The organism is Janthinobacterium violaceinigrum, assembly GCF_009208555.1.
In the GTDB taxonomy this organism is placed as follows: Bacteria; Pseudomonadota; Gammaproteobacteria; order Burkholderiales; family Burkholderiaceae_D; genus Janthinobacterium; species Janthinobacterium violaceinigrum.
On record NZ_WFLI01000016.1, the window covers coordinates 101,656 to 125,051 of the forward strand.

The window sequence follows — 23,396 nt, forward strand, 5'->3', positions numbered from 1 at the left end:
TCATGCAATACATCACCATCCTTGGCGCCACCGGTTCGATCGGCGTGTCTACCCTGGACGTGCTCGCGCGTCATCCCGAGCAATACAGCGTATATGCGCTGAGCGCGCATACCCGTGTGGCCGAACTGGCCGCCCAGTGTCTGCAGTTCCGTCCCCAGCGCGCCGTCGTCGCCACGGCTGACGCGGCCCTTGAACTGACGCGCTTGCTGCGCGGGCAGGGCGTCGATACGCAAGTCGAGTATGGCGAGGCGGCCCTGTGCGCCATCGCCAGCGCGCCGCAGGTGACGGGCGTGATGGCGGCCATCGTCGGTGCGGCCGGCCTGGCGCCCACCCTGGCGGCGGCACGTGCCGGAAAGAAAGTACTGCTGGCCAATAAGGAAGCACTGGTCATGTCGGGCCAGCTGTTCATCGACGCCGTGCACGACAACGGCGCCGTGCTGCTGCCCATCGACAGCGAGCACAACGCAATCTTCCAATGCATGCCGCACGCCCATGGCCGCGCGCCAGGCGCCGCCGGCGTGGCAAAGATCGTGCTGACGGCGTCCGGCGGCCCCTTCCTCACGCGCGACGTCGAGACGCTGGACAAGGTCACGCCGGACCAGGCCTGCAAGCACCCGACCTGGGCCATGGGGCGCAAGATTTCCGTCGATTCGGCCACCATGATGAACAAGGGTCTGGAAGTGATCGAGGCCCACTGGCTGTTCGGCGCTCCTGCCGAGCAGATCGAGGTGCTGATCCATCCGCAAAGCGTGATCCATTCGATGGTGTCGTACATCGACGGTTCCGTGCTGGCCCAGCTGGGCAATCCCGACATGCGCACGCCCATCGCCCATGCGCTCGCGTATCCGCAGCGCATCGCTTCCGGCGTGGCGCAGCTGGACCTGGCCCAGGTGGCCACCCTGCAGTTCGAACGTCCCGATTTCCGCCGTTTCCCCTGCCTGGCGCTGGCGTTCGACGCCTTGCGCGCGGGCGGCACGGCGCCGGCCCTGCTCAACGCGGCCAATGAAGTGGCCGTGCAAGCCTTCCTCGACGAACAGATCGGCTTCCGCCAGATCGACCGCGTCATCGCGCATGTGATCGAGACGGTGCCGCATGGCGCCGCCTCCAGCATCGAGGCCGTGATGGAGCAGGACCGTCTGGCCCGCGCTGCCGCCCACGCGTATATCGCCCAAAGGCTGGCTGCATGACGCTCATCACTACCTTGCTGGCCTTTATCGTCGCGCTCGGTTCACTGATCACCTTGCACGAGCTGGGCCACTATCTGGTGGCGCGCTGGTGCGGCGTGAAAGTGCTGCGTTTTTCGATCGGCATGGGAAAAGTGGTGTATTCGCGCAAGTTTGGCAAGGACCAGACGGAATGGGCGATTTCCGCGCTGCCGCTGGGCGGCTATGTCAGCATGCTCGACAGCCGCGCACAAGACCTCAGCGACTTGCCGGAAAGCGAATTGCGCCGCGAATTCACGCGCCAGAGCGTGTGGCGCCGCATCGCCATCGTGGCCGCCGGCCCGCTGGCCAATTTCCTCGTCGCCATCGTGCTGTACGCGGGCCTGTTCATGCATGGCATCGAAGAGCCGTCGAGCAAGCTGGGCCCCGTGGCCGAGCAGACGGCCGCCTATACGGCCGGCTTGCGCAGCGGCGATACGGTCGAGTCGGTGAATGGCAAGGCCGTGGCCAGCTGGTCCGAGCTGCGCTGGGAACTGATCCAGGCGGCCCTCGACAAGCAGCCGGCGCGCATCGAAGTGCGCCGTCCCGACCGGGGCCAGCAGGAAGCCACCTTGCCGACGGCCAGCCTGACGGAAACGGACCTGGAAGGCGACGTGCTGGGCAAGCTGGGCCTGACCCTGGCCCGTTCGGCGCCCACCCTGATGGAAATCATGCCCGGCGGCGCTGCCGCGCGCGCCGGCCTGCAGAAGGGCGACGAGCTGCTGGCCATCGACGAGCAGCCCGTGCACGACGTGGCGGCCGTCATCGCCACCCTGAGCCAGGCGCCGGGCCGGACCTTGCAATTGCAGCTCTTGCGCCAGGGCCAGGACCTGACCTTGGCCATCACGCCGGACGCCGTGCCGGGCGCAGGAGCAGAGGGAGCTGTAACAGTTGGTAAGATCCAGGCAAAGCTGGGACAGGTGCCGGATATGATCACCGTGGCCTCCGGACCGTTTTCCGCCGTGGGCAAGGCGTCTGCCAAGGTCTGGGATACCAGTGTCATGAGCCTGAAAATGCTGGGTAAAATGATCACCGGCCAGGTCTCGCTGAAGAATGTGACGGGTCCCATTACCATCGCCGATTACGCGGGCCAGACGGCGCGCATCGGCCTGGTGAGCTACCTGAGCTTCATCGCCTTCATCAGTATCAGTCTGGGCGTGATGAATTTGCTACCCATTCCTGTTCTGGATGGCGGGCATTTGCTGTATTATTCGCTGGAAGTTTTGACCGGACGCCCCTTGCCGGAGCGCGTAGGCGAGATTGCCCAGCGCCTGGGGATCGGTTTGTTGCTGACCTTGATGGTGCTTGCCGTCTTTAATGACGTGTTGCGATTGCTGAATTAGGGCCGTGGTTGATGCCATTGCGTGAGTCGCACAAGCAATCTTTTGTGTATGTTGTCCATTGATTTACCCATTGAATAACCCCAATGAAATTACATTCTGCTCGTTTTGCCTTGCCTTCCTTTCGTCGCAGCCTGATCGGCGCTGCCGTCATGGCCTTCTGTGCCGGCCACGCGCTGGCCGTCCAGCCATTCACTGTCAAGGATATCCGGGTCGAAGGGATCCAGCGTACTGAAGCGGGCACTGTTTTCAGCTACCTGCCGGTGCGCGTGGGCGAGACGTTCTCCGACGAGAAGAGTGTCGCCGCCATCAAAGCCCTGTATGCGACGGGTTTTTTCAAGGATGTGCGCCTGGAAGTCGACGGCGACGTGCTGGTGGTGCTGGTCGAGGAACGCCCGGCCATCGCTTCCGTGGAATTTACCGGCACCAAGGAATTTGAAAAGGACGTGCTGGTCAAGGCACTGAAGGAAATCGGCGTCGGTGAAGCCAAGATTTTCGACAAGGCGTCCGTCGACCGCGCGGAACAAGAGCTCAAGCGCCAGTACCTGTCGCATGGCCTGTACGGCGTGAAGATCACCACCACCGTCACGCCGATCGAGCGCAACCGCGTCAACGTGGTGTTTGCCGTCGACGAGGGCGACGTGGCCCGCATCAAGCAGATCAACATCGTCGGCAACAAGGCCTTCAGCGACAAGGAATTGCGCGAACAGCTGGCCCTGAACACGGGCGGCTGGTTCAGCTGGTACACCAAGGCCGATCAGTATTCGAAGACCAAGCTGACGGGCGACATCGAGTCGCTCAAGTCCTACTACCTGGACCGCGGCTATATCGAGATGCAGGTCGACTCGACGCAAGTGTCGATCACGCCCGATAAAAAAGATATCTACCTGACCATCAATATCACCGAAGGCGAGAAGTACAAGATCGCCGGCACCAAGTTCGAAGGCGAGATGTTCGGCCGCGAAGAGGAGCTGAAAGCCCTGAACCTGATGCGCGAAGGCGAGATCTATTCGGGCGCGCGCCTGACGGCCACGAACAAGCGCATCCAGGACCGCCTGGCCACGTTCGGCTATGCCTTTGCCAACGTCAACGCCAATCCGGAAATCAACCGCGAAAAGCATGAAGTGGGCTTCACCTTCTTCATCGATCCGGGCAAGCGCGTGTATGTGCGCCACATGAATATCGCCGGCAACACCACCACGCGCGATGAAGTCATCCGCCGCGAATTCCGCCAGTTCGAATCGTCCTGGTATGACAGCAACAAGATCAAGCTGTCGCGCGACCGCGTCGACCGCCTGGGCTACTTCAAGGACGTGACCATCGACACGCCGGAAGCGCAGGGCACGACCGACCAGGTCGACGTCAACGTGACGGTGGTGGAAAAGCCGACGGGTAACTTCCTGATCGGCGGCGCGTTCTCGCAGTCCGAGAAGTTCACCTTGTCGGCATCGATTTCGCAGGCCAACTTCGCCGGTAGCGGCAACACGGTGGGCATCGAACTCAATACCAGCCATTACAGCCGTACGATTGCGTTTTCGCAAACCAATCCGTACTATACGGACGATGGTATTTCGCGCAGTTTCGAAGTCTACCTGCGTACGACGGAACCGCCGGCGCTGAACATCGGCAGCTACAAGATCAAGCAAACAGGTGGCCGCGTCAGCTTCGGCGTGCCGTTCTCGGAAGTCGACACCGTCTTCTTCGGCATCGGCGCCGAGCGCTCGCGCATCGAGACGGACATCACCAGCCCGATCCGCTTCAAGCAGTACGTGATCGACAATGGCGGCCCGTCGGACGGTATCGGTTCGGCTACCACGAATTCCATCCCGCTGACGGCGGCATGGCAGCGCGACAGCCGCGACAGCGCCCTGACGCCGTCGATCGGCCGCTACCAGCGCGTCAATCTGGAGGCTGACCTGATCGGCGACCAGAAATACTTCCGTGCCATCTATGAGCACCAGTATTTCCGTCCGCTGTTCAGCAAGGTCACCCTGGCGCTGAAGGGCGAGATCGATTACGGCCACGGTATCGGCAATCACGTGTACCCCGTCTTCAAGAACTTCTACGGCGGCGGTATCGGTTCGGTCCGCGGCTACCTGAGTTCTTCGCTGGGCGCGGTCGAACCGAGCACCAACGATGCACTGGGTGGCGCGTCGCGCCTGATCGGTAACGCGGAACTGCAGATGCCATTCCCCGGTTCGGGCAATGACCGCAGCCTGCGCTGGTTCGGTTTCCTTGACGGCGGCCAGGTCTACCAGGAAGGCGAAAAAATGCGGATCTCGCAATTGCGCTATTCTGCTGGCTTGGGCATCAGCTGGATTTCGCCGGTGGGCCCGCTCAAGCTGAGCTATGCCAAGCCGCTGAACGCCAAGCCGACGGACCGCCTGGAGCGCTTCCAGTTCCAGATGGGTACCGGTTTCTAACCGGCCATCTGAACGGGGGCGACAGCTTTTACTTTTTGACCATGGAGTATCATGAACACCGCATCCGCTACCCTGCCCAAGTCCCTTGCCGTGATCGCATTGTGCTGGAGTTCGCTGTTGCCGGTGCAGGCGCAGGCTCAGGAGTCGAAGATCGCCTGGATCAGCAGCGAACGTATTTATAACGAATCAAGGCTGGCCAAGCTGGCCAGCGCCAAGCTGGCCGAAGAGTTCCGCTCGCGCGAAAAGGCCGTGCAGGAACTGGCGGCCCGCTTCAAGGTCGCCAACGAAGCGCTGGAAAAGGATATGCCGACCCTGAGCGAGGCGGAGCGCGCCAAGCGCCAGCGCGAGTTTTTCGAGCTGGACAAGGAGCTGCAACGCCGCCAGCGCGAGTTCCGCGAAGACCTGAGCCAGCGCACGAACGAAGAGCGCAGCGCCATCGCGGAAAAAGCCAACACCATCATCCAGCAGATGGCGCATATCGAAGGATATGACATCGTGCTGCAGGAAGCCCTGTGGGCCAGCCCGCGCATCGACATTACCGACAAGGTCTTGAAGGCGCTGGACAAGTAATCGACACGGTTTGAAGCCTGCCAGTGCATGCGCTGCGTGCACTGGCAGGCGTATTTATAAAGGTAATCAGATGGGCACTCGACTAGGAGACTTGGTCGAACGCTTCGGTGGGCAATTGGCGGGAGATCCCAACCTGGAAGTGACAGGGATCGCACCGCTGGCCGACGCCGGCGCTTCGCACATCAGCTTTCTCAGCAATAGTAAATTCCGCGCACAGGCCGCCCAGAGCGGCGCCGCCGCGCTGATCCTCACGCCGGCCGACGACGCGCTGATCGGCGCCGAGTACGCGGGCGCGCGCATCGTCACACCGAATCCCTATGTCTATTTCGCGCGCGCGGCGCAGTATTTTGCCGCCCTGCACGAGATGAAGGCCCCGGCCGGCATCCATCCGAGCGCCTTTGTGGACGCCAGCGCGCAAGTCGACGCCAGCGCCTCCATCGGTGTGCACGCGGTGATCGAAGCGGGCGCCGTGATTGGCGCCGGCTGCGTCATCGGCCCTGGCTGCGTGGTGGGCCGCGATGCCGTCATCGGCGCGGGCACGCAACTGCTGGCCAACGTGACGTTCCATGCGCGCTGCGTGATCGGCCAGCGCGGCATCATCCATTCGGGCGCCGTGATCGGCACCGACGGATTCGGCTTCGCCAACGAGGGCGGCGTGTACATCAAGATCCCGCAGACGGGCAGGGTGGTGATCGGTGACGATGTCGATATCGGCGCCAACACCACCATCGACCGCGGCGCACTGGCCGACACCATCATCGAAGACGGCGTCAAGCTCGATAACCAGATCCAGATCGGCCACAACTGCCATATCGGCGCGCACACGGCCATGGCCGGCTGCGTCGGCGTGGCCGGCAGCGCCATCATCGGCAAGTACTGCACCTTTGGCGGCGCCGCCATGGTGCTGGGCCATTTGACGATCGCCGACCGCGTCCACGTGGGCTCGGGCAGCATGGTCTCGCGTTCGATCGCGGAACCGGGCCAGTATACGGGTTTTTATCCGCTGGCCAAGAACGCCGACTGGGAAAAGAGCGCCGCCATCGTGCGCAACCTGTCAAGCATGCGCGAGAAGATACGCACGCTTGAAAAAACAATTAAAACACTGACCACGCAAGACGAAAAATGACTACTGAAAAAAAGACCCTCGACATCCTGGCCATCAAATCGCTGCTGCCGCACCGCTATCCGCTGCTGCTGGTTGACCGCGTACTGGACTGGGAAGCGAACAAGACCATCACCGCCATCAAGAACGTGACGGTGAACGAAGAGTTCTTCCAGGGTCACTTCCCGCACAAGCCGGTCATGCCGGGCGTGCTGATGATCGAAGCGCTGGCGCAGACGGCGGCCTTGCTGTCGTTCCTGTCGATGGGCGTGAAACCGGACGAGAATTCGGTGGTGTACTTCGTCGGCATCGACAATGCGCGCTTCAAGCGTCCTGTCGAACCGGGCGACCAGCTGAAGATGGACGTGGAAATCCTGCGCGTCTCGCGCGGCATCTGGAAATACAAGGCAGTCGGTTCCGTCGACGGCAAAGTGGCGCTGGAAGCGGAATTGATGTGCACCATCCGCAGCGCGCAGGATGCGAGCCAGTCTGCGAGCCAGCCAGCGGGGCAGTAATGGCGGCCATCCACTCCACGGCAGTCATCGATCCGAAGGCCGAGCTCGACAGCTCGGTCGAGGTGGGTCCGTACACCATCATCGGTCCGCACGTGCGCATCGCCGCCGGCACCAGGGTCGGTCCGCATGTGGTCATCGACGGCCATACGACGATCGGCAGCGACAACCACCTGTTCCAGTTTTCCTCCATCGGCGCGCAGCCGCAGGATAAGAAATGGGCGGGCGAGGCGACGCGCCTGGAAATCGGCGACCGCAATACCATCCGCGAATTCTGCACCTTCAACACGGGAACCGTGCAGGGCGGCGGCGTGACGCGCCTGGGCAATGACAACTGGATTTCGGCGTATGTGCACCTGGCGCACGACTGCCTGGTGGGCAACAACACGATTTTCTCGAACAATGCGCAGCTGGCGGGCCACGTGGAAATCGGTGACTGGGTCATCATGAGCGGCTTCGCCAATGTGCACCAGTTCTGCAAGATCGGCGCACACGCCTTTGTCGGCATGAGCACCAGCCTGACGCAGGACGTGCCGCCGTTCGTGCTGTTGAACGGCAACCCGGCGCAAGCGCATGGCGTGAATATCGAAGGCCTGAAGCGCCGCGGCTTTACGCGCGAGCAGATCAACGGCATCCGCGCCGCGTATAAAATCATCTACCGTTCCGGCCTGACCCTGGAAGAATCCAAGGCAGCCCTGTTCGAAGAAGAAGCGGCGTCGTCGCCCGAAGTGGCGGAACACATTCGCGCCATGCGCGAATTCCTTGGCGTGGCGTCGCGTGGCATCGTCCGCTGACCAGGCCAGCGGCCTGTCGGTCGCCATCGTCGCCGGCGAGGTGTCGGGCGACCTGCTGGCCAGCCGGCTGCTGTCCGGCCTCGTGCCGCAGCTGCCCGGCGCGCGCTTCCACGGCATCGGCGGCGAGCACATGGCCAAACAGGGCTTTGTTTCCGACTGGCCGATGGACAAGCTGACGGTACGGGGCCTGTTCGAGATCATTCCCCGCTACCGCGAAATCAAGGGCATCCAGAACGCGCTGCGCGACCAGTTGCTGGCCGAGCGGCCCGCCGTCTTCATCGGCGCCGACTACCCGGGCTTCAACCTGGGGCTGGAGCAGCAGCTGAAGCAAGGCGGCATCCCCACCGTGCATTACATCGGGCCGCAGATCTGGGCCTGGCGCGGCGGACGCATCAAGAAAATCATCAAGGCCGTCTCGCACATGCTGGTGATCTTCCCGTTCGAGGAAGAGATCTACCGCAAGGCGGGCGTGCCCGTCACCTATGTGGGCCATCCGCTGGCCGAAATGATACCCCTGCAGCCCGACGAGGCGGCCGCGCGCCGCACCCTGGGCTTGCCGGAAGACGCCAACGTGGTGACCCTGATGCCGGGCAGCCGCATGGGCGAACTCAAATACAATGCGGTGGCATTCGTGGCTGCCTGCAAGCTGCTGCTGGCGCGCGACCGCTCCCTGCGTTTCGTCGCGCCCATGGCCGGCGAGAAGCAGCGCCAGTACTTTTTGCAACTGATCCGCGAAGCGGGCCTGCAGGACGTCGAGATATTGCTGACCGATGGCGGCTCGCACACGGCCATCTGCGCCGCCGATGCGGTGCTGGTGGCGTCCGGCACGGCGTCGCTGGAAGTGGCGCTGTACAAGAAGCCCATGGTCATCGCCTACAAGATGATGCGCGCCTCGTGGGAAATCATGCGCCACATGGGCTACCAGCCGTGGATAGGCTTGCCGAACATCCTGGCGCGCGACTACCTGGTGCCCGAGCTGCTGCAGAATGCGGCCAGCCCCGAAGCGCTGGCCGAGGCCATGTGGCAGCAGCTGAGCGACGTGCCCGGGCGCCTGCGCCTGGTGCAGCGCTTCACGGACATGCATCACAGCCTGCTGCGCGACAGTGCGCGCGAGAGCGCCAACGCGGTCATGCAGGTCATCGCCGCCAACCGCAAGTAACTCCCGATCACCGCTTCAACCGCCGTACCAACCAAAGATTCAACGTGAAAAATATCTATCCCGGCCTGTTTGACGACTTGCCATTCTCGCCCGACGAAATCGTTTGCGGCGTCGACGAGGCAGGGCGCGGTCCGCTGGCCGGCCCCGTCTTCGCCGCCGCCGTGATCCTCGACCCGAACCAGCCCATCGACGGCTTGCGCGATTCGAAAAAGCTCACCGAAGCCAAACGCGACCTGCTGGCGCCGCAGATCAAGGCCAAGGCCCTGGCCTGGGCCATTGCCGAAGCGTCGGAAGAGGAAATCGACCGCCTGAACATCCTGCAGGCATCGATGCTGGCCATGCGCCGCGCCGTTGAGGCCTTGGCGACCGTGCCGACCCTGGCCCTGATCGATGGCAACCGCTGCCCCGTGATGCCGGTACGCGGCATGGCCATCATCGGCGGCGACGACAAGGTCGATTCGATTTCCGCCGCCTCCATCCTGGCCAAGACGGCGCGCGACGCGGCCCTCGTGCACCTGCATGCGGCCTATCCCGAGTACTGCTTCGACCAGCACAAGGGCTATGGCACCAAGCTGCACCTGGAGCGGCTGCACCTGCACGGCGCCTCGCCCGTGCACCGCCGCTCGTTCGCGCCCGTGCGCAACGTCATTGCGCTGTTCGGCGCGCAGGAGGTGGTGGCATGAAGACGATCACTTCGCGCGACAATGCGCAATACAAGGATTTGCTGAAGCTGGCGGGCAGTTCGCAGGCGCGCCGCAAGTCGGGCCGCACCCTGCTCGATGGCGTGCACCTGTGCCAGTCCTACCTGCAGCTGCGCGGCATGCCGGAACAATGCATCGTCAGCGAAAGCGCCTTGCAGAACCCGGAAGTGGCGGACATCGTCGGCCAGCTGGAAAGCCAGCGCGCGCACGTATTGGGCTTGCCCGACGCGCTGTACAACGCGGTGAGCCAGGTGGAACACGGCGTGGGCGTGATGTTCCTCATCGAGACGCCGGAACGGGCCGTCACAGAGGCGCTGAGCGTGTCGGCCGTGCTGCTCGATAACCTGCAGGACCCGGGCAACGTGGGTTCCATCCTGCGCAGCGCGGCCGCCGCCGGCATCACGCAGGTGTACTGCAGCGCCGGCACGGCTTTCTGCTGGTCGCCGAAGGTGCTGCGCGCGGCGATGGGCGCGCACTTCGTGCTCGACATCTTTGAGAATGTCGACCTGGCCGCGCTGGTTTCCGGCGCGAAGGTGGCGACCCTGGCCACCAGCGGCTATGCCACGCAGCGCTTGTACGACGTCGACCTGCGCCAGCCCGTGGCCTGGCTGTTCGGCCATGAAGGGCAGGGCGTGGCCGACGACCTGCTGTCGATGGCCACGCACCAGGTGGTCATTCCCCACCTGGGCCAGATCGAATCGCTGAACGTGGCCGCCTGCGCCGCCGTGTGCTTCTTCGAACAGCTGCGCCAGGGCCAGTCCTGACACGTTGAAAGCCAAGTCCGCCATGCCTGACCATCCAGTTCTGCCGTTGCTCGCCGACGGTGCCACGCGTGACGAGGCCTGGTGGCGCCAGGCCGCCGCGTTCTATCCCGCGCCGCCGGACGCCCTCGTCAATCTCGAGCACGGCTATTTCGGCGCCATGGCCGCCCCCGTGCAAGCGGCCTTCGAACAGGCCGTGCGCTACACGAATGAGCAGCTGAGTCCTTTCGTGCGCGGCGAATTCACGCGCACGCATGTGGATATTCTGCGCCAGCGTGTCGCTGAACTGATCCGTGCCGAACCGCACGAGATCCTGCTGACGCGCAGCGGCACCGAGTCCATGCAGGTGCTGATCACGCAGTACCATGGCCTGGCGCCCGGCGATACCGTGCTGTGGAGTAATCTCGACTATCCTGCCATGCGCACGGCGATGCGCTGGCTGGCGCAGCGCCGTGGCGTCACCAGCACGCAAGTGGCATTGCGCTTGCCCATCAGCGATGACGAGATCGTCGCCAGCTACGCGCAAGCCATGCGCCAGGCCGTCAAGCCCAGATTGCTGCTGCTGTCGCAGGTGACGCCGGCCAACGGCCAGCAGCTGCCGGTGCAGGAAATCATGGCGCTGGCGCGCGAACACGGCATCGACGTGCTGCTCGACAGCGCCCATGCGCTGGGACAGGTCGATGTGGACGTGCAGGCCATGGGCGTCGATTTCGCCGGGTTCAATCTGCACAAATGGCTGGGGGCGCCGGCGGGACTGGGTGTCGTGTACATCCGCGCATCGCAGCTGCACAAGATCGAACCGTATTTTGGCGACGATGATTATGCGCCAACGGATATCCGCGGCCGCCTGCACATGGGCATGCCGCCGATCGGCGCCATCCTGGCCGCGCCAGCCGCACTGGACTTCCATGCGCGCCTGGGCGGCACGCCGGCCAAGACGGAACGCCTGGCCTGGCTGCGCACGTACTGGGTCAGCCGCGCCGCGCAGCTGCCCGGCGTGCGGCTGCTGTCGCCGCTCGATGCGAAGCGGGGCACGGCGCTGGTGGCCTTTGCCGTCGATGGCCTGGACGCGCGCGCGCTGCAGCAAGCCTTGCTGCGGCGCTTTGGCATCTTCACGGTGGAGCGCAATATCGGCGATACCGACGTCGTGCGCGCCACGGTGGCCATCACGACGCAGACCAGCGAACTCGATCAGCTGGTCGCCGCGCTGATGGTGCTTTCGAGCGAAACGGACGCCTGATAAAACCGTAGCGAGCGGAAGGGAGAGGTGGCCGAGAAGCGCAACCGTACTTCTGGTGCGGTGAGTATCGCAAGCCGCCTATACCGACGCGCAGCAGGTTTGGTCAAGCGTTCTAGTACTCGCGGCGGTTCGGCTTGATCTCCTGCAGGATCGTCGTGGAGATCTCTTCGATCGACTTGGTGGTCGAGGAGAGCCAGCGGATGCCCTCGCGTTTCATCATTTTTTCCGCCTCGTTGACCTCGTAACGGCAATTTTCGATGGCCGCATACTTGCTTCCAGCGCGTCTTTCGTTGCGTATTTCCGACAAACGTTCGGGCGTAATGCTCAATCCAAAAATTTTATTCTTAAATTCCAGCAAGGCCGAAGGCAGCTTGTCGCGCTCGAAATCGTCGGGAATCAGCGGATAATTGGCCGCCTTGATGCCATATTGCATGGCCAGATACAGGCTGGTCGGGGTCTTGCCAGAGCGGGAAACACCGACCAGAATGACATCGGCCGAGGACAGGTTCTTGTGCGACTGGCCGTCGTCGTGCGCCAGCGAATAGTTGATCGCCTCGATGCGGTTCTTGTACTCCTCGCTGTCGACGATATTGTGCGAGCGGCCGATGGTGTGGGTCGACATCACGCCCAGTTCCTGCTCCAGCGGGGCGACAAAGGTCTGGATCAGGTCCATGTGCATGCCGCTGGACTTGCGGATCACGGCCGACAGGTCGTTCTTCACCAGCGTGGAGAAGATGATCGGGCGCTGGCCATCGGCGGCGAATGCTTCATTGATCTTGCGCGCCGCCTCGTAGGCCTTGTCCATGGTATCGATGAAGGGCAGGCGGATCTGGCGGAAGCGCAGATCGAACTGCGTCAGCACCGAGTGGCCGAACGTCTCGGCGGTGATGCCGGTGCCGTCGGAAACGAAGAAGACGGTGCGGGCCGCGGAGGGCAGAGGGGGGCGTGGATCTTGTGTCATGGGTTTTCGGATCAAGATTGTGCGTCGTCAATTTGCGCCGCACAAGGTAAAATGGCTGCAACGGTATGATTGTGCTGCACGACGCCAAGAATAACAAGAAGACTGTCTGTGCGCCTCGCGTAAAGATTTCTATCATCAGTAAGGGTGTCATTATGACCAACGCAGTATCGCAACAGCAGGAAGACAAGGACGCGGTGTATGTTGCCTCGTTCGAGCATTTGCGCATGACGGATGTCGAATCCGTCGGCGGCAAGAACGCCTCCCTGGGCGAAATGATCAGCCAGCTGGCGGAAGCCGGCGTACGCGTGCCTGGCGGCTTTGCCACCACGGCGCAGGCCTTCCGCGATTTCCTGTCGTACAGCGCCAACGGCGGCCTGCCGCTGGCCGAACGCATCGCCCAGCGCCTCGAAGGGCTGAACATCGATGACGTGCGTTCGCTGGCGCAAGCCGGTGCCGAGATCCGTCAATGGATCGTGGAAACGCCATTCCAGCCACGCCTGGCTGCCGAAATCGACCAGTTCTACGCCAAGCTGGTGGCCGATTCCGACACGGAAATGTCGTTTGCCGTGCGCTCGTCGGCTACGGCGGAAGATTTGCCCGACGCTTCTTTTGCCGGCCAGCAAGAAACCTTCCTGAACGTGGTCGGCATCGACAACGTGCTCGAGGCCATGAAACAGGTGTTCGCGTCGCTGTACAACGACCGCGCCATCTCGTACCGCGTGCACAAGGGTTTCACGCACGCTGAAGTGGCCTTGTCGGCCGGCGTGCAGCGCATGGTGCGTTCCGACCTGGGCGCGGCCGGCGTGATGTTTACCATCGATACCGAATCGGGCTTCAAGGATGTGGTCTTCGTCACTTCCAGCTACGGCCTGGGCGAGACCGTGGTGCAGGGCGCCGTCAATCCCGACGAATTCTATGTGCACAAGCCGATGCTGGAAAAGGGCAAGTCGCCCGTGATCCGCCGCAATATCGGCTCGAAGCTGCTGAAAATGGAATTCACGAACGAAGCGAAAGCCGGCCGTTCCGTGAAAACCGTCGACGTGCCCGTTGAAATGCGCAACCGCTACTCGCTGAACGACAGCGAGGTGGTGGAACTGGCAAAGTACGCCGTCATCATCGAGAACCACTACGGCCGTCCGATGGACATCGAGTGGGGCAAGGATGGCCGCGACGGCAAGCTGTACATCCTGCAGGCGCGTCCCGAGACCGTCAAGTCGCAGCAAAAGGCGACCGACGTGCAGGAACGCTTCAAGCTGAAAAGCACGGGCACCGTGCTGACGTCCGGCCGCGCCATCGGCCAGAAGATCGGCGCCGGCCCCGTGCGCGTGATTCACGACCCGGCCGACATGGAACGCGTGCAGCCCGGCGATGTCCTCGTTGCCGACATGACGGACCCGAACTGGGAGCCGGTCATGAAGCGCGCGTCGGCCATCGTCACAAACCGTGGCGGCCGCACTTGCCACGCTGCAATTATCGCGCGTGAGCTGGGCGTGCCGGCCGTCGTCGGCTGCGGCAACGCCACCGACGTGCTGAAAGACGGCACCTTCGTCACCGTGGTCTGCTCCGAAGGCGACGAGGGCAAGATCTACGATGGCTTGCTGGAAACGGAAGTGTCGGAAGTGTCGCGCGGCGAATTGCCGAAGCTCGACACCAAGATCATGCTCAACGTGGGCAATCCGCAGCTGGCGTTCGACTTCCAGTCCGTGCCGAATGCGGGCGTGGGCCTGGCGCGCCTGGAATTCATCATCAATAACAATATTGGTGTGCATCCGCGCGCGATCCTCGAATACCCGAACATCGATGCCGACCTGAAAAAGGCCGTGGAATCGGTGGCGCGGGGCCACGCTTCGCCAAAGGCGTTCTATATCGACAAGCTGGCCGAAGGCATCGCCACCATCGCTGCCGCGTTCTGGCCGAAAAAAGTCATCGTGCGCCTGTCCGACTTCAAGTCGAACGAGTACAAGAAGCTGATCGGCGGTTCGCGCTACGAGCCGGACGAGGAAAACCCGATGCTGGGCTTCCGCGGCGCGGCGCGCTACCTGTCGGCCGACTTCTCCGAAGCGTTCAACATGGAATGCGAAGCGATGAAGCGCGTGCGCAACGACATGGGCCTGACCAACGTGGAAATCATGGTGCCATTCGTGCGCACCCTGGGCCAGGCCGAGAAAGTCATCGACCTGCTGGCGAAGAACGGTTTGAAGCGTGGCGAAAACGACCTGCGCGTCATCATGATGTGCGAAGTGCCGTCGAACGCCATCCTGGCAGACCAGTTCCTCGACCATTTCGACGGCTTCTCGATCGGTTCGAACGACCTGACCCAGCTGACCCTGGGCCTGGACCGCGATTCCGGCATGGAATTGCTGGCGGCCGACTTCGACGAGCGCGATCCTGCCGTGAAAGCCCTGCTGGCGCTGGCCATCAAGGCTTGCCTGGCACGCGGCAAGTACATCGGCATTTGCGGCCAAGGTCCTTCCGACCATCCGGACTTCGCCGTCTGGCTGATGGAGCAGGGCATCGAGTCGATGTCCCTGAATCCTGACTCGGTGATCGACACCTGGCAGAAGCTCGCTGCGCTGAAAGCGTAAGCGTCCTGCTTGCTTCCTGAAAACCCGCTGCCGTTGACCTGGCAGCGGGTTTTTTTATGCCTGCCATGCCGGCGAGGCGATAACCATGCGGCGCACGCCTGTATTCGATGGCTTTGCGCCAGATCAGCTAAAATGATTCCACCAATACATTGAAACGGGAGTTCTCATGGCAAGCAAGAAACCGAGCAAAGCTGCAAAGATCGACATCGGCATTTCCGAAGCGGACCGCGCGAAGATCGCGGAAGGCCTGTCCGGCCTGCTGGCCGACAGCTACACCTTGTACCTGATGACCCATAACTTTCACTGGAACGTCAAGGGGCCGATGTTCAACACCCTGCACCTGATGTTCATGACGCAATATACGGAGCAGTGGGGCGCGCTGGACCTGATCGCCGAGCGCATCCGCGCCCTCGGTTATCCGGCGCCGGGCACCTACAAGGAATTCGTCAAGCTGGCCTCGATCAAGGAAATCGACGGCGTGCCGCCGGCGCTGGACATGGTCAGCCACCTGGTGGCGGCACAGGAAGCGACCGCGCGCACGGCGCGCCGCCTGTTCCCGCTGCTGGAAAAAGCCAATGACCAGCCGACGGCCGACCTGATCACGCAGCGCCTGGATCTGCATGAAAAGACGGCGTGGATGCTGCGCAGCCTGCTGGAAGAGTAATTGCCGGGCTGGCGGCGCTAATTCGCCCCAGGCTATTGACGCCATCAGGAATTGCGTTAGACTGCTTGTATATAGGTGTTTGGCAAGAATAATATCAGGCAGTACTGCGCATTAAACCCCGTCGCTTATATAGGCTGCGGGGTTTTTTATTTTCGGATTCATAAAGATGGAGGCATCATGGCTGAATGGGTAGGCTGGTTTGTGGCGGCTGGCGCGGTATTGATCCTGGAACTGTTTACGGGCACGTTTTATCTGCTGATGATCGCCATCGGCATTGGTGCCGGAGGATTGGTGGCGCTGGCGGGCGGCAATGGCAGCTGGCAGGCCCTGACGGCCGCCATTGTCGGCGTGGCGGCCACGCTGTTACTGCGGCGCAGCCGTTTCGGCAAGGCGGCGCGGCGCGATGCGGCGCAGGACCCGAATGTGAATCTCGATATCGGCCAAAGCGTGGCAGTCGCGCATTGGGTCGATGGCGCTGCGCGCGTCATGTATCGCGGCGCCTTGTGGGATGTGGAACTGATTCCCGGCAGCGATGCGCAGGCGGGGCATTACACCATCCGCGCCGTGCGCGGCAGCCGTTTGATTGTTGGATAACCTGGAGAGTAGATTATGGAAGTAAGCATCGGAAGCGTGTCGCTGATCTTGTTATTGCTGGCATTGGTATTTGTCTTCAAGACCGTCAATGTGGTGCCGCAGCAGCATGCCTGGGTGGTAGAGCGGCTGGGCAAGTTCCATGCGGTATTGGGTCCCGGCTTGAATATCGTCGTGCCTTTTGTTGATCGCATCGCTTACAAGCACGTGCTCAAGGAAATCCCGCTCGACGTGCCGCCGCAGGTGTGCATTACGCGCGACAATACGCAATTGCAGGTCGATGGCATTCTGTATTTCCAGATTACCGACGCCATGCGTGCTTCATATGGTTCGTCGAATTATATTGCCGCCATTACGCAACTGGCGCAAACGACCTTGCGTTCGGTGATCGGTAAAATGGAACTCGACAAGACATTTGAAGAGCGCGACCATATCAATACGGCCATCGTGAATGCGATCGATGAATCGGCGGCGAATTGGGGTGTCAAGGTATTGCGCTATGAAATCAAGGATTTGACGCCGCCCAAGGAAATCCTGCATGCGATGCAGGCGCAGATTACGGCCGAGCGCGAAAAGCGTGCCCTGATTGCCGCCTCGGAAGGGCGCAAGCAGGAACAGATCAATATCGCCAGCGGCGAGCGCGAAGCGGCGATTGCCCGCTCGGAAGGTGAAAAGCAGGCATCGATCAACCGCGCCGAAGGCCAGGCCACGGCCATCGTCGCGCTGGCGCAGGCCAGTGCCGAAGCGCTGCGCCAGGTGGGCGCCGCCATCCGCGAGCCGGGCGGCGAGGATGCCGTCAACCTGAAAGTGGCCGAGCAGTATGTGGGCGCATTCGCGCAATTGGCGAAAACGAATAACTCGATTATCGTGCCGGCCAATCTGGGCGACATGAGCGGTTTGATCGCCACGGCGATGCAGGTGGTAAAAACGCAGAAGCCGAAAGGCGGCGTGGCTATTCCCTGATTGTCTGCTGGCTTGGTGAATAGCAAGTCCGTAGCAAGTTTGTTGTCAATACTGCCCGCCTTATGGCGGGCAGTTTGCATTTGCGCTGGCTGGAATATATGGCGCTGCCAGGGCAGCAGTATCTGCGCGTGGAGCAGTAACGTTGAAAATCTTTTCTTCATGTTATGCTGTGCGCACTTTCGGGTCTATATGCTCTGTCGTGCGGCGCTTGTTTTTGCTATTGGAATAGAATCTGCTGCTCAGCGTGGCGATGGTTGTGCCGATAGCCGCGACGAATATCCGGGCGGTATTTTGGCAGCGGATGCGTAATTGGCGATAGTATTGCCTCCATGTGTGTTTTCAATTGCCATTTATAATTACTATAAATTGCAATGAAACAAAAAGTACTGCAGAATAAATGCTGCCGATGGCGTTGTATTGAATTCCAGCCGCACAAAGCAGGGACGCTTGCGCAGCCGGTCCATGCGCGATGGCGGTTCCCGGGATTGACGATTTTCAGGGTCTGAAAGCAGGGAGAGTCGGGTTTTTGGTAAAAGAATTGTAAAAAACAATCAAATCTTAAGAAAAATCACCTCAGTCGCGTTACAATTGGATAGAATTTAACTGTTCAGTTATATTTTTCAACTCACACAAGGAAATATCATGGATCTGTCCAGCTTATCCCTGTCCGAACTGCGCACCTTGCAGGACGACATCAAGAAACAAATGAAGAAACGCGAACAGGACGATCTGTCCAAAGCGCGCGAGCAAATCCTGGCGATTGCCCAGAGCGTGGGCGTTTCCGTAAAAGATCTGGTTGGCACGGGTATTCGCGCTAAAACCGGCACGGTCGCTGTACGTTATCGCAATCCGGATGATGCGACGCAGCAGTGGACTGGCCGTGGCCGTCAACCGAAATGGGTCAAAGAGTGGACCGATTCGGGCAAGTCGCGTGATCTGCTGAAGGTTTGATCCTGAAGGGTTAAAAAACCGTTCATTCGGATGCTTGTCCTGTGAAGTAGTACAGGTGTAGTACAAGGCAGCATGCAAGCATCCGGAACTTTCTTTATTCGTCGTCCTTGGCCAGCCAGGCCAGTCTGATTCACCTCTGCTTATTTTCATGGTATTTTTGTCTATACCAGTCTTTTTCCGCCTTATCTATTTTCCCCTCCCTGTTTTAATTCCGTCGCGCTGTGCTTTCCGCTTTCCGCTTGCCGCAGGCAATCGGCAAAATAAAACCCGGCATATAGCCGGGTTTGCTGTTAAGGACGCAGCACGCTGCGCGCAGTACTGGATCAGCGGCGGTGCGACTTCATTGCTGCCTGCACTTCGCGCGCGCCATCGCGGTCGCGCTCTGCTGCCCGCTTGTCGTGCTGTTTCTTGCCCTTGGCCAGGCCGATTTCGCATTTCACGCGGCCGCCCTTGTAGTGCAGGTTGAGCGGCACCAGCGTGTAGCCGGAACGTTCCACCTTGCCGATCAGTTTATCCATTTCCGCGCGGTGCAGCAGCAGCTTGCGCGTGCGTACGGCTTCCGGGTGGATATGGGTGGAGGCGGTCGGCAGGGCGCTGATATGCGCGCCGAACAGGAAGAGTTCGTCGCCGCGGACGACAACGTAGGCTTCCTTGATTTGTACGCGGGCGTCGCGGATGGCTTTGACTTCCCAGCCTTCCAGCACGATGCCCGCTTCGTAGCGATCCTCGATAAAGTAGTCGTGGAAGGCTTTTCTGTTGTCTGCTATGGTCATGAGATGGTAAATGTGCGCGGGTCGGTTAAACTACTGTCTCGCGCAAGCGCGATAAAATCAAATGTATCCAACATCATAGCAAATGGTTCTTCAATGGCAGTAGTACATAAATCAGTTTTTCTCGGCTATAGCGCCGAACAAATGTTCGCGCTGGTGGCGGCGGTGGAAGATTATCCCAAATTCCTGCCCTGGTGCGGTGCGGTCGAGATTCGCGAGCGGGGCGAGAACACGGTTGTCGCCAGCGTGGGCATACATTACCACGGCGTGCGCCAAAGCTTCACCACGTCCAACGAGAACGTGCCGCCGAGCTCCATCAAGATGAAGCTGGTGGACGGTCCTTTCAAGACCCTCGATGGCGTATGGACCTTCAAGGCCTTGCGTGAGGATGCCTGCAAGATCGAACTGGATCTGCACTACGAGTTTTCCAGCCGCGTGCTTGAGCAGATCATCGGTCCCGTCTTCGGCATGATCGCCAACAGCATGGTCGATTCCTTCTGCAAGCGCGCGGAGACGGTGTATGGCTGAGGCCGACATCCAGGTGCAAGTCTGCCACGCCTTGCCGGGTAGCAGCTTCCTGCGCACCTTGATGGTGCCTGCGGGCACGACCATCGAGCAGGCCGTGGCGCAGAGCGGCTTGCTGCAAGCCATCCCCGGCATCGACCTGGCCATCAATATGGTCGGCATCTATGGCAAGAAGAAGACGCCCGATACCGTCTTGCACGAGCATGACCGGGTGGAAGTGTACCGGCCCCTGCAGGCGGACCCGAAAGAGGCGCGCCGGCGCCGCGCCAGCAGCAAGCCTGCCAAGGGTTGAACGGGCAGGGCGGCAGCAGCCTGGCCCCTGCCTGGCAGGCGACATTTTTTGCTATTTTCAAATATCTTTTCTATGCTGCAAGGACGGAGGGCGCTTTTTTCTGTATAATCTGCTTTTGCGCCAATAGGAAATGCTATGCGTCTACTTCAAAAAGCACTCACATTCGATGACGTGCTGCTCGTCCCAGCCTACTCCAACGTTCTGCCCGCCGATACGTCCCTCAAAACTCGCCTGACCCGCAATATCACCCTGAATATTCCCTTGCTGTCCGCAGCCATGGATACGGTGACGGAAGCCCGTCTGGCGATCGCGATGGCCCAGGAAGGCGGCATCGGTATCATCCACAAGAATTTGAATCCGAAGGACCAGGCACGTGAAGTGGCCCGTGTAAAACGTTTCGAAGCCGGCGTGCTGCGCGATCCGATCACGATTCCACCGGACATGAAAATCCGCGACGTGATCGCGCTGACGGAGCAATACGGCATCAGCGGTTTCCCTGTCGTCAAGGGCAAGGAAGTGGTCGGCATCATTACCAACCGCGATTTGCGCTTTGAAAAGGAACTCGACGCGGAAGCCTCCGCCAAGATGACCCCGCGCGAAAAACTCGTCGTCGTCAACGAAGATGCGGACACGGCTGAAGCCAAGCGCCTGATGAATAAGCACCGCCTCGAGCGCGTGCTGGTCGTCAATGACGCGTTCGAACTGCGCGGCCTGATCACCGTCAAGGATATCCAGAAGTCGACTTCGCACCCGTTCGCGTCGAAAGACAGCCAGGGCAAACTGCTGGTCGGCGCTGCCGTCGGCGTGGGCGCCAAGGATGAAGAGCGCATCGACCTGCTGGTCGCTGCCGGCGTCGACGTGCTGGTGGTCGATACGGCCCACGGCCACTCGCAAGGCATCCTCGACCGCGTACGCTGGATCAAGACCAAGTATCCGCAAGTGGAAGTGATTGGCGGCAACATCGCTACCGCCGCTGCCGCCAAGGCGCTGGTGGAATACGGCGCCGACGCCGTCAAGGTCGGCATCGGTCCTGGCTCCATCTGCACCACGCGTATCGTCGCCGGTGTGGGCGTGCCGCAAATCACGGCCATCTCGAACGTGGCGGAAGCACTGGAAGGCACGGGCGTGCCATGTATCGCCGACGGCGGCATCCGCTTCTCCGGCGATATTTCGAAAGCGCTGGCCGCTGGCGCCTCGACCGTCATGATGGGCTCCATGTTTGCCGGCACGGAAGAAGCGCCAGGCGAAGTGATCCTGTACCAGGGCCGCAGCTACAAGTCCTACCGCGGCATGGGTTCGCTGGGCGCGATGTCCGATGGTTCGGCTGACCGTTATTTCCAGGACGCCACCATGAAGGCCGACAAGTTCGTACCGGAAGGTATCGAAGGCCGCGTCGCCTACAAGGGCAGCGTGCTGGCGATCATCTTCCAGCTGGTGGGCGGCGTGCGTCAATCGATGGGTTACTGCGGTTGCGCCACCATCGACGAATTGCGCGAAAAAGCGGAATTCGTGGAAATCACCTCGGCCGGCATGCGCGAGTCGCATGTCCATGATGTGCAGATTACCAAGGAAGCGCCGAATTACCGTTCCGAGTAAATAGCGACAGACCAGACCGGCGCCCAGTGCGCCGGTTTTGTAATGACCTCAGATAAAGTCCCCATCATGCATTCTAAAATCCTCATTCTCGATTTCGGTTCCCAAGTCACCCAGTTGATCGCCCGCCGCGTGCGCGATTCCGGCGTGTTTTCCGAAGTCTTCCCGTATGACGTCAGCGACGAATTCGTGCGCAACTACGGTGCTGCCGGCGTGATCCTGTCGGGCAGCCACAATTCCACCCTGGACGGCGATTCGCCGCGCGCGCCGCAAGCCGTGTTCGAACTGGGCGTGCCCGTGCTGGGCATCTGCTACGGCATGCAAACCATGGCGGCCCAGCTGGGCGGCAAGGTGGAAAACGGCCTGGTGCGCGAATTCGGCTACGCAGAAGTGCGTGCCCGCAGCCACACCAAGTTGCTCAACGGTATTGCCGACTTCGTCACCGACGAAGGCCATGGCATGCTGAAAGTATGGATGAGCCATGGCGACAAGGTGCTGGAAATGCCGCCAGGCTTCAAGCTGATGGGCAATACCCCGAGCTGCCCGATCGCCGCCATGGCCGACGAAGAGCGCCAGTTCTACGGCGTGCAATTCCACCCGGAAGTGACGCACACGGTGCAGGGCAAGGCCATGATCGGCCGCTTCGTGCATGAAATCTGCGGCTGCAAGTCGGACTGGAACATGCCCGACTACATCAGCGAAGCGGTGGAAAAGATCCGCGCGCAAGTGGGGACGGATGAAGTCATCCTGGGCCTGTCCGGCGGCGTCGATTCGTCCGTCGCGGCAGCGCTGATCCACCGCGCCATCGGCGACCAGCTGACCTGCGTGTTCGTCGACCACGGCCTGCTGCGCCTGGACGAAGGCAAGATGGTGATGGACATGTTCGCCAAGAACCTGGGCGTGAAAGTCATCCGCGTCGATGCGGAAGACCAGTTCATGGGCCACCTGGCCGGCGTCACCGATCCCGAGCAGAAGCGCAAGATCATCGGCCGCGAATTCGTCGAAGTGTTCCAGGTCGAATCTGGCAAGCTGGTCAACGCCAAATGGCTGGCGCAAGGCACGATTTATCCGGACGTCATCGAATCGGCGGGCAAGGGCAAAAAAGGCCAGACCATCAAGAGCCACCACAACGTGGGCGGCTTGCCGGATACCATGAAGCTCAAGCTGCTCGAACCGCTGCGCGAACTGTTCAAGGATGAAGTGCGCAAGCTCGGCGTCGCGCTCGGCTTGCCGCATGACATGGTCTACCGCCACCCGTTCCCGGGCCCCGGCCTGGGCGTGCGTATCCTCGGCGAAGTCAAGAAAGACTACGCCGACCTGCTGCGCCGCGCCGATGCCATCTTCATCGAAGAGCTGCGCAACACGCCTTATGAATTCGTCGCCGGCCAGGCCGTCGATCCGGATGCGCTGCCAGCGAACTGGTACGAAGCGACCAGCCAGGCTTTCGCCGTCTTCCTGCCCGTCAAATCGGTGGGCGTGATGGGCGATGGCCGCACCTATGAATACGTGGTGGCCCTGCGTGCGGTGCAGACGCAGGACTTCATGACGGCCCACTGGGCACACTTGCCGCACAGCTTGCTGGGCAAGGTCTCGAACCGCATCATCAACGAAGTGCGCGGCATCAACCGCGTGGTCTACGATATCTCGGGCAAGCCGCCTGCGACCATCGAATGGGAGTGATGGGTTCGCTTTAGCTG

General features: G+C 61.3%; 22 protein-coding genes. 20 read left to right on the plus strand and 2 right to left on the minus strand.

Annotated elements, in window-relative coordinates; genetic code table 11:
• Positions 1–2: 2 nt before the first annotated feature.
• From ispC to GCN75_RS15405, 11 genes are all read left to right on the plus strand, one after another.
• Entirely contained in the window at positions 3–1,187 is a 1,185-nt protein-coding gene (gene ispC, locus GCN75_RS15355) for a 1-deoxy-D-xylulose-5-phosphate reductoisomerase (RefSeq protein ID WP_152283263.1), read from the plus strand.
• Positions 1,184–2,545 carry an RIP metalloprotease RseP gene (gene rseP / locus GCN75_RS15360; protein ID WP_152283264.1) on the plus strand — a complete coding sequence of 454 codons (1,362 nt, stop codon included), beginning with the start codon at positions 1,184–1,186 and terminating at the stop codon, positions 2,543–2,545. Before ispC ends, rseP begins: the two co-directional genes overlap by 4 nt.
• Before the next feature lie 83 nt (positions 2,546–2,628).
• Positions 2,629–4,965 carry an outer membrane protein assembly factor BamA gene (gene bamA, locus GCN75_RS15365; RefSeq protein WP_152283265.1) on the plus strand — a complete coding sequence of 779 codons (2,337 nt, stop codon included), beginning with the start codon at positions 2,629–2,631 and terminating at the stop codon, positions 4,963–4,965.
• Between the two features lie 51 nt (positions 4,966–5,016).
• Complete coding sequence (locus GCN75_RS15370; protein ID WP_071324020.1) at positions 5,017–5,535, plus strand: OmpH family outer membrane protein; 519 nt, start codon at positions 5,017–5,019, stop codon at positions 5,533–5,535.
• A gap of 70 nt (positions 5,536–5,605) precedes the next feature.
• Entirely contained in the window at positions 5,606–6,661 is a 1,056-nt protein-coding gene (lpxD, locus tag GCN75_RS15375; protein WP_152283266.1) for a UDP-3-O-(3-hydroxymyristoyl)glucosamine N-acyltransferase, read from the plus strand.
• Positions 6,658–7,152: a 3-hydroxyacyl-ACP dehydratase FabZ gene (gene fabZ / locus GCN75_RS15380; RefSeq protein ID WP_071077748.1), complete on the plus strand. Its 495-nt coding sequence runs from the start codon at positions 6,658–6,660 to the stop codon at positions 7,150–7,152. The genes lpxD and fabZ overlap by 4 nt, the downstream gene beginning before the upstream one ends.
• Positions 7,152–7,943: an acyl-ACP--UDP-N-acetylglucosamine O-acyltransferase gene (gene lpxA / locus GCN75_RS15385; RefSeq protein ID WP_152283267.1), complete on the plus strand. Its 792-nt coding sequence runs from the start codon at positions 7,152–7,154 to the stop codon at positions 7,941–7,943. The genes fabZ and lpxA overlap by 1 nt, the downstream gene beginning before the upstream one ends.
• On the plus strand, positions 7,927–9,102 hold the full coding sequence (gene lpxB / locus GCN75_RS15390) for a lipid-A-disaccharide synthase (protein ID WP_152283268.1): 1,176 nt from the start codon (positions 7,927–7,929) through the stop codon (positions 9,100–9,102). Before lpxA ends, lpxB begins: the two co-directional genes overlap by 17 nt.
• Before the next feature lie 44 nt (positions 9,103–9,146).
• Positions 9,147–9,785: a ribonuclease HII gene (gene rnhB, locus GCN75_RS15395; protein ID WP_152283269.1), complete on the plus strand. Its 639-nt coding sequence runs from the start codon at positions 9,147–9,149 to the stop codon at positions 9,783–9,785.
• Positions 9,782–10,567 carry a TrmH family RNA methyltransferase gene (locus GCN75_RS15400; RefSeq protein WP_152283270.1) on the plus strand — a complete coding sequence of 262 codons (786 nt, stop codon included), beginning with the start codon at positions 9,782–9,784 and terminating at the stop codon, positions 10,565–10,567. Before rnhB ends, GCN75_RS15400 begins: the two co-directional genes overlap by 4 nt.
• A gap of 22 nt (positions 10,568–10,589) precedes the next feature.
• Positions 10,590–11,804 (plus strand): aminotransferase class V-fold PLP-dependent enzyme, encoded by a 1,215-nt coding sequence (locus tag GCN75_RS15405; protein ID WP_152283271.1) that lies wholly within the window; start codon positions 10,590–10,592, stop codon positions 11,802–11,804.
• Positions 11,805–11,916: 112 nt separating this feature from the next.
• On the opposite strand, the gene ppsR is transcribed toward GCN75_RS15405, so the two are convergent.
• Entirely contained in the window at positions 11,917–12,765 is an 849-nt protein-coding gene (gene ppsR, locus GCN75_RS15410; protein ID WP_010397654.1) for a posphoenolpyruvate synthetase regulatory kinase/phosphorylase PpsR, read from the minus strand.
• Positions 12,766–12,917: 152 nt separating this feature from the next.
• Between ppsR and ppsA the strand changes: the two genes are divergently transcribed.
• The 5 genes from ppsA (at position 12,918) to GCN75_RS15435 (ending at position 18,519) form a co-directional block, all read left to right on the plus strand.
• Complete coding sequence (gene ppsA / locus GCN75_RS15415) at positions 12,918–15,350, plus strand: phosphoenolpyruvate synthase (protein ID WP_077409088.1); 2,433 nt, start codon at positions 12,918–12,920, stop codon at positions 15,348–15,350.
• A 166-nt stretch (positions 15,351–15,516) separates the two neighbouring features.
• Complete coding sequence (locus tag GCN75_RS15420; protein WP_152255343.1) at positions 15,517–16,014, plus strand: Dps family protein; 498 nt, start codon at positions 15,517–15,519, stop codon at positions 16,012–16,014.
• A gap of 177 nt (positions 16,015–16,191) precedes the next feature.
• Positions 16,192–16,608 (plus strand): NfeD family protein, encoded by a 417-nt coding sequence (locus tag GCN75_RS15425; protein ID WP_152283272.1) that lies wholly within the window; start codon positions 16,192–16,194, stop codon positions 16,606–16,608.
• 15 nt (positions 16,609–16,623) lie between these two features.
• A complete protein-coding gene (locus GCN75_RS15430) occupies positions 16,624–17,568 on the plus strand; it encodes an SPFH domain-containing protein (protein ID WP_034752220.1) in 945 nt (314 codons plus the stop codon).
• A gap of 642 nt (positions 17,569–18,210) precedes the next feature.
• The gene (locus GCN75_RS15435) at positions 18,211–18,519 is read left to right on the plus strand and encodes an H-NS histone family protein (protein WP_010397665.1); all 309 of its coding nucleotides are present in this window, start codon (positions 18,211–18,213) and stop codon (positions 18,517–18,519) included.
• A gap of 323 nt (positions 18,520–18,842) precedes the next feature.
• On the opposite strand, the gene smpB is transcribed toward GCN75_RS15435, so the two are convergent.
• A complete protein-coding gene (gene smpB / locus GCN75_RS15440) occupies positions 18,843–19,292 on the minus strand; it encodes an SsrA-binding protein SmpB (protein ID WP_034784131.1) in 450 nt (149 codons plus the stop codon).
• Positions 19,293–19,385: 93 nt separating this feature from the next.
• Here smpB and GCN75_RS15445 point away from each other — a divergent pair, with 93 nt between their 5' ends.
• From GCN75_RS15445 to guaA, 4 genes are all read left to right on the plus strand, one after another.
• Complete coding sequence (locus GCN75_RS15445; RefSeq protein ID WP_034752216.1) at positions 19,386–19,817, plus strand: type II toxin-antitoxin system RatA family toxin; 432 nt, start codon at positions 19,386–19,388, stop codon at positions 19,815–19,817.
• Positions 19,810–20,106 carry an RnfH family protein gene (locus GCN75_RS15450; protein ID WP_152283273.1) on the plus strand — a complete coding sequence of 99 codons (297 nt, stop codon included), beginning with the start codon at positions 19,810–19,812 and terminating at the stop codon, positions 20,104–20,106. The genes GCN75_RS15445 and GCN75_RS15450 overlap by 8 nt, the downstream gene beginning before the upstream one ends.
• 135 nt (positions 20,107–20,241) lie before the next feature.
• Positions 20,242–21,702 carry an IMP dehydrogenase gene (gene guaB / locus GCN75_RS15455; RefSeq protein WP_071077665.1) on the plus strand — a complete coding sequence of 487 codons (1,461 nt, stop codon included), beginning with the start codon at positions 20,242–20,244 and terminating at the stop codon, positions 21,700–21,702.
• A 66-nt stretch (positions 21,703–21,768) separates the two neighbouring features.
• Entirely contained in the window at positions 21,769–23,379 is a 1,611-nt protein-coding gene (gene guaA / locus GCN75_RS15460) for a glutamine-hydrolyzing GMP synthase (RefSeq protein WP_152283274.1), read from the plus strand.
• Positions 23,380–23,396 lie beyond the last annotated feature (17 nt).

Excerpts from the sequence above, each read along its gene's own strand:
- GCN75_RS15450 (WP_152283273.1), top strand. The coding sequence starts at position 19,810 with ATGGCTGAGGCCGACATCCAGGTGCAAGTCTGCCACGCCTTGCCGGGT.
- GCN75_RS15405 (WP_152283271.1), top strand. The coding sequence starts at position 10,590 with ATGCCTGACCATCCAGTTCTGCCGTTGCTCGCCGACGGTGCCACGCGT.
- guaA (WP_152283274.1), top strand. The coding sequence starts at position 21,769 with ATGCATTCTAAAATCCTCATTCTCGATTTCGGTTCCCAAGTCACCCAG.
- GCN75_RS15370 (WP_071324020.1), top strand. The coding sequence starts at position 5,017 with ATGAACACCGCATCCGCTACCCTGCCCAAGTCCCTTGCCGTGATCGCA.
- bamA (WP_152283265.1), top strand. The coding sequence starts at position 2,629 with ATGAAATTACATTCTGCTCGTTTTGCCTTGCCTTCCTTTCGTCGCAGC.
- GCN75_RS15425 (WP_152283272.1), top strand. The coding sequence starts at position 16,192 with ATGGCTGAATGGGTAGGCTGGTTTGTGGCGGCTGGCGCGGTATTGATC.
- GCN75_RS15420 (WP_152255343.1), top strand. The coding sequence starts at position 15,517 with ATGGCAAGCAAGAAACCGAGCAAAGCTGCAAAGATCGACATCGGCATT.
- guaB (WP_071077665.1), top strand. The coding sequence starts at position 20,242 with ATGCGTCTACTTCAAAAAGCACTCACATTCGATGACGTGCTGCTCGTC.
- GCN75_RS15430 (WP_034752220.1), top strand. The coding sequence starts at position 16,624 with ATGGAAGTAAGCATCGGAAGCGTGTCGCTGATCTTGTTATTGCTGGCA.
- lpxA (WP_152283267.1), top strand. The coding sequence starts at position 7,152 with ATGGCGGCCATCCACTCCACGGCAGTCATCGATCCGAAGGCCGAGCTC.
- lpxD (WP_152283266.1), top strand. The coding sequence starts at position 5,606 with ATGGGCACTCGACTAGGAGACTTGGTCGAACGCTTCGGTGGGCAATTG.
- fabZ (WP_071077748.1), top strand. The coding sequence starts at position 6,658 with ATGACTACTGAAAAAAAGACCCTCGACATCCTGGCCATCAAATCGCTG.
- GCN75_RS15435 (WP_010397665.1), top strand. The coding sequence starts at position 18,211 with ATGGATCTGTCCAGCTTATCCCTGTCCGAACTGCGCACCTTGCAGGAC.
- GCN75_RS15400 (WP_152283270.1), top strand. The coding sequence starts at position 9,782 with ATGAAGACGATCACTTCGCGCGACAATGCGCAATACAAGGATTTGCTG.
- ispC (WP_152283263.1), top strand. The coding sequence starts at position 3 with ATGCAATACATCACCATCCTTGGCGCCACCGGTTCGATCGGCGTGTCT.
- GCN75_RS15445 (WP_034752216.1), top strand. The coding sequence starts at position 19,386 with ATGGCAGTAGTACATAAATCAGTTTTTCTCGGCTATAGCGCCGAACAA.
- ppsR (WP_010397654.1), bottom strand. The coding sequence starts at position 12,765 with ATGACACAAGATCCACGCCCCCCTCTGCCCTCCGCGGCCCGCACCGTC.
- rseP (WP_152283264.1), top strand. The coding sequence starts at position 1,184 with ATGACGCTCATCACTACCTTGCTGGCCTTTATCGTCGCGCTCGGTTCA.
- smpB (WP_034784131.1), bottom strand. The coding sequence starts at position 19,292 with ATGACCATAGCAGACAACAGAAAAGCCTTCCACGACTACTTTATCGAG.
- ppsA (WP_077409088.1), top strand. The coding sequence starts at position 12,918 with ATGACCAACGCAGTATCGCAACAGCAGGAAGACAAGGACGCGGTGTAT.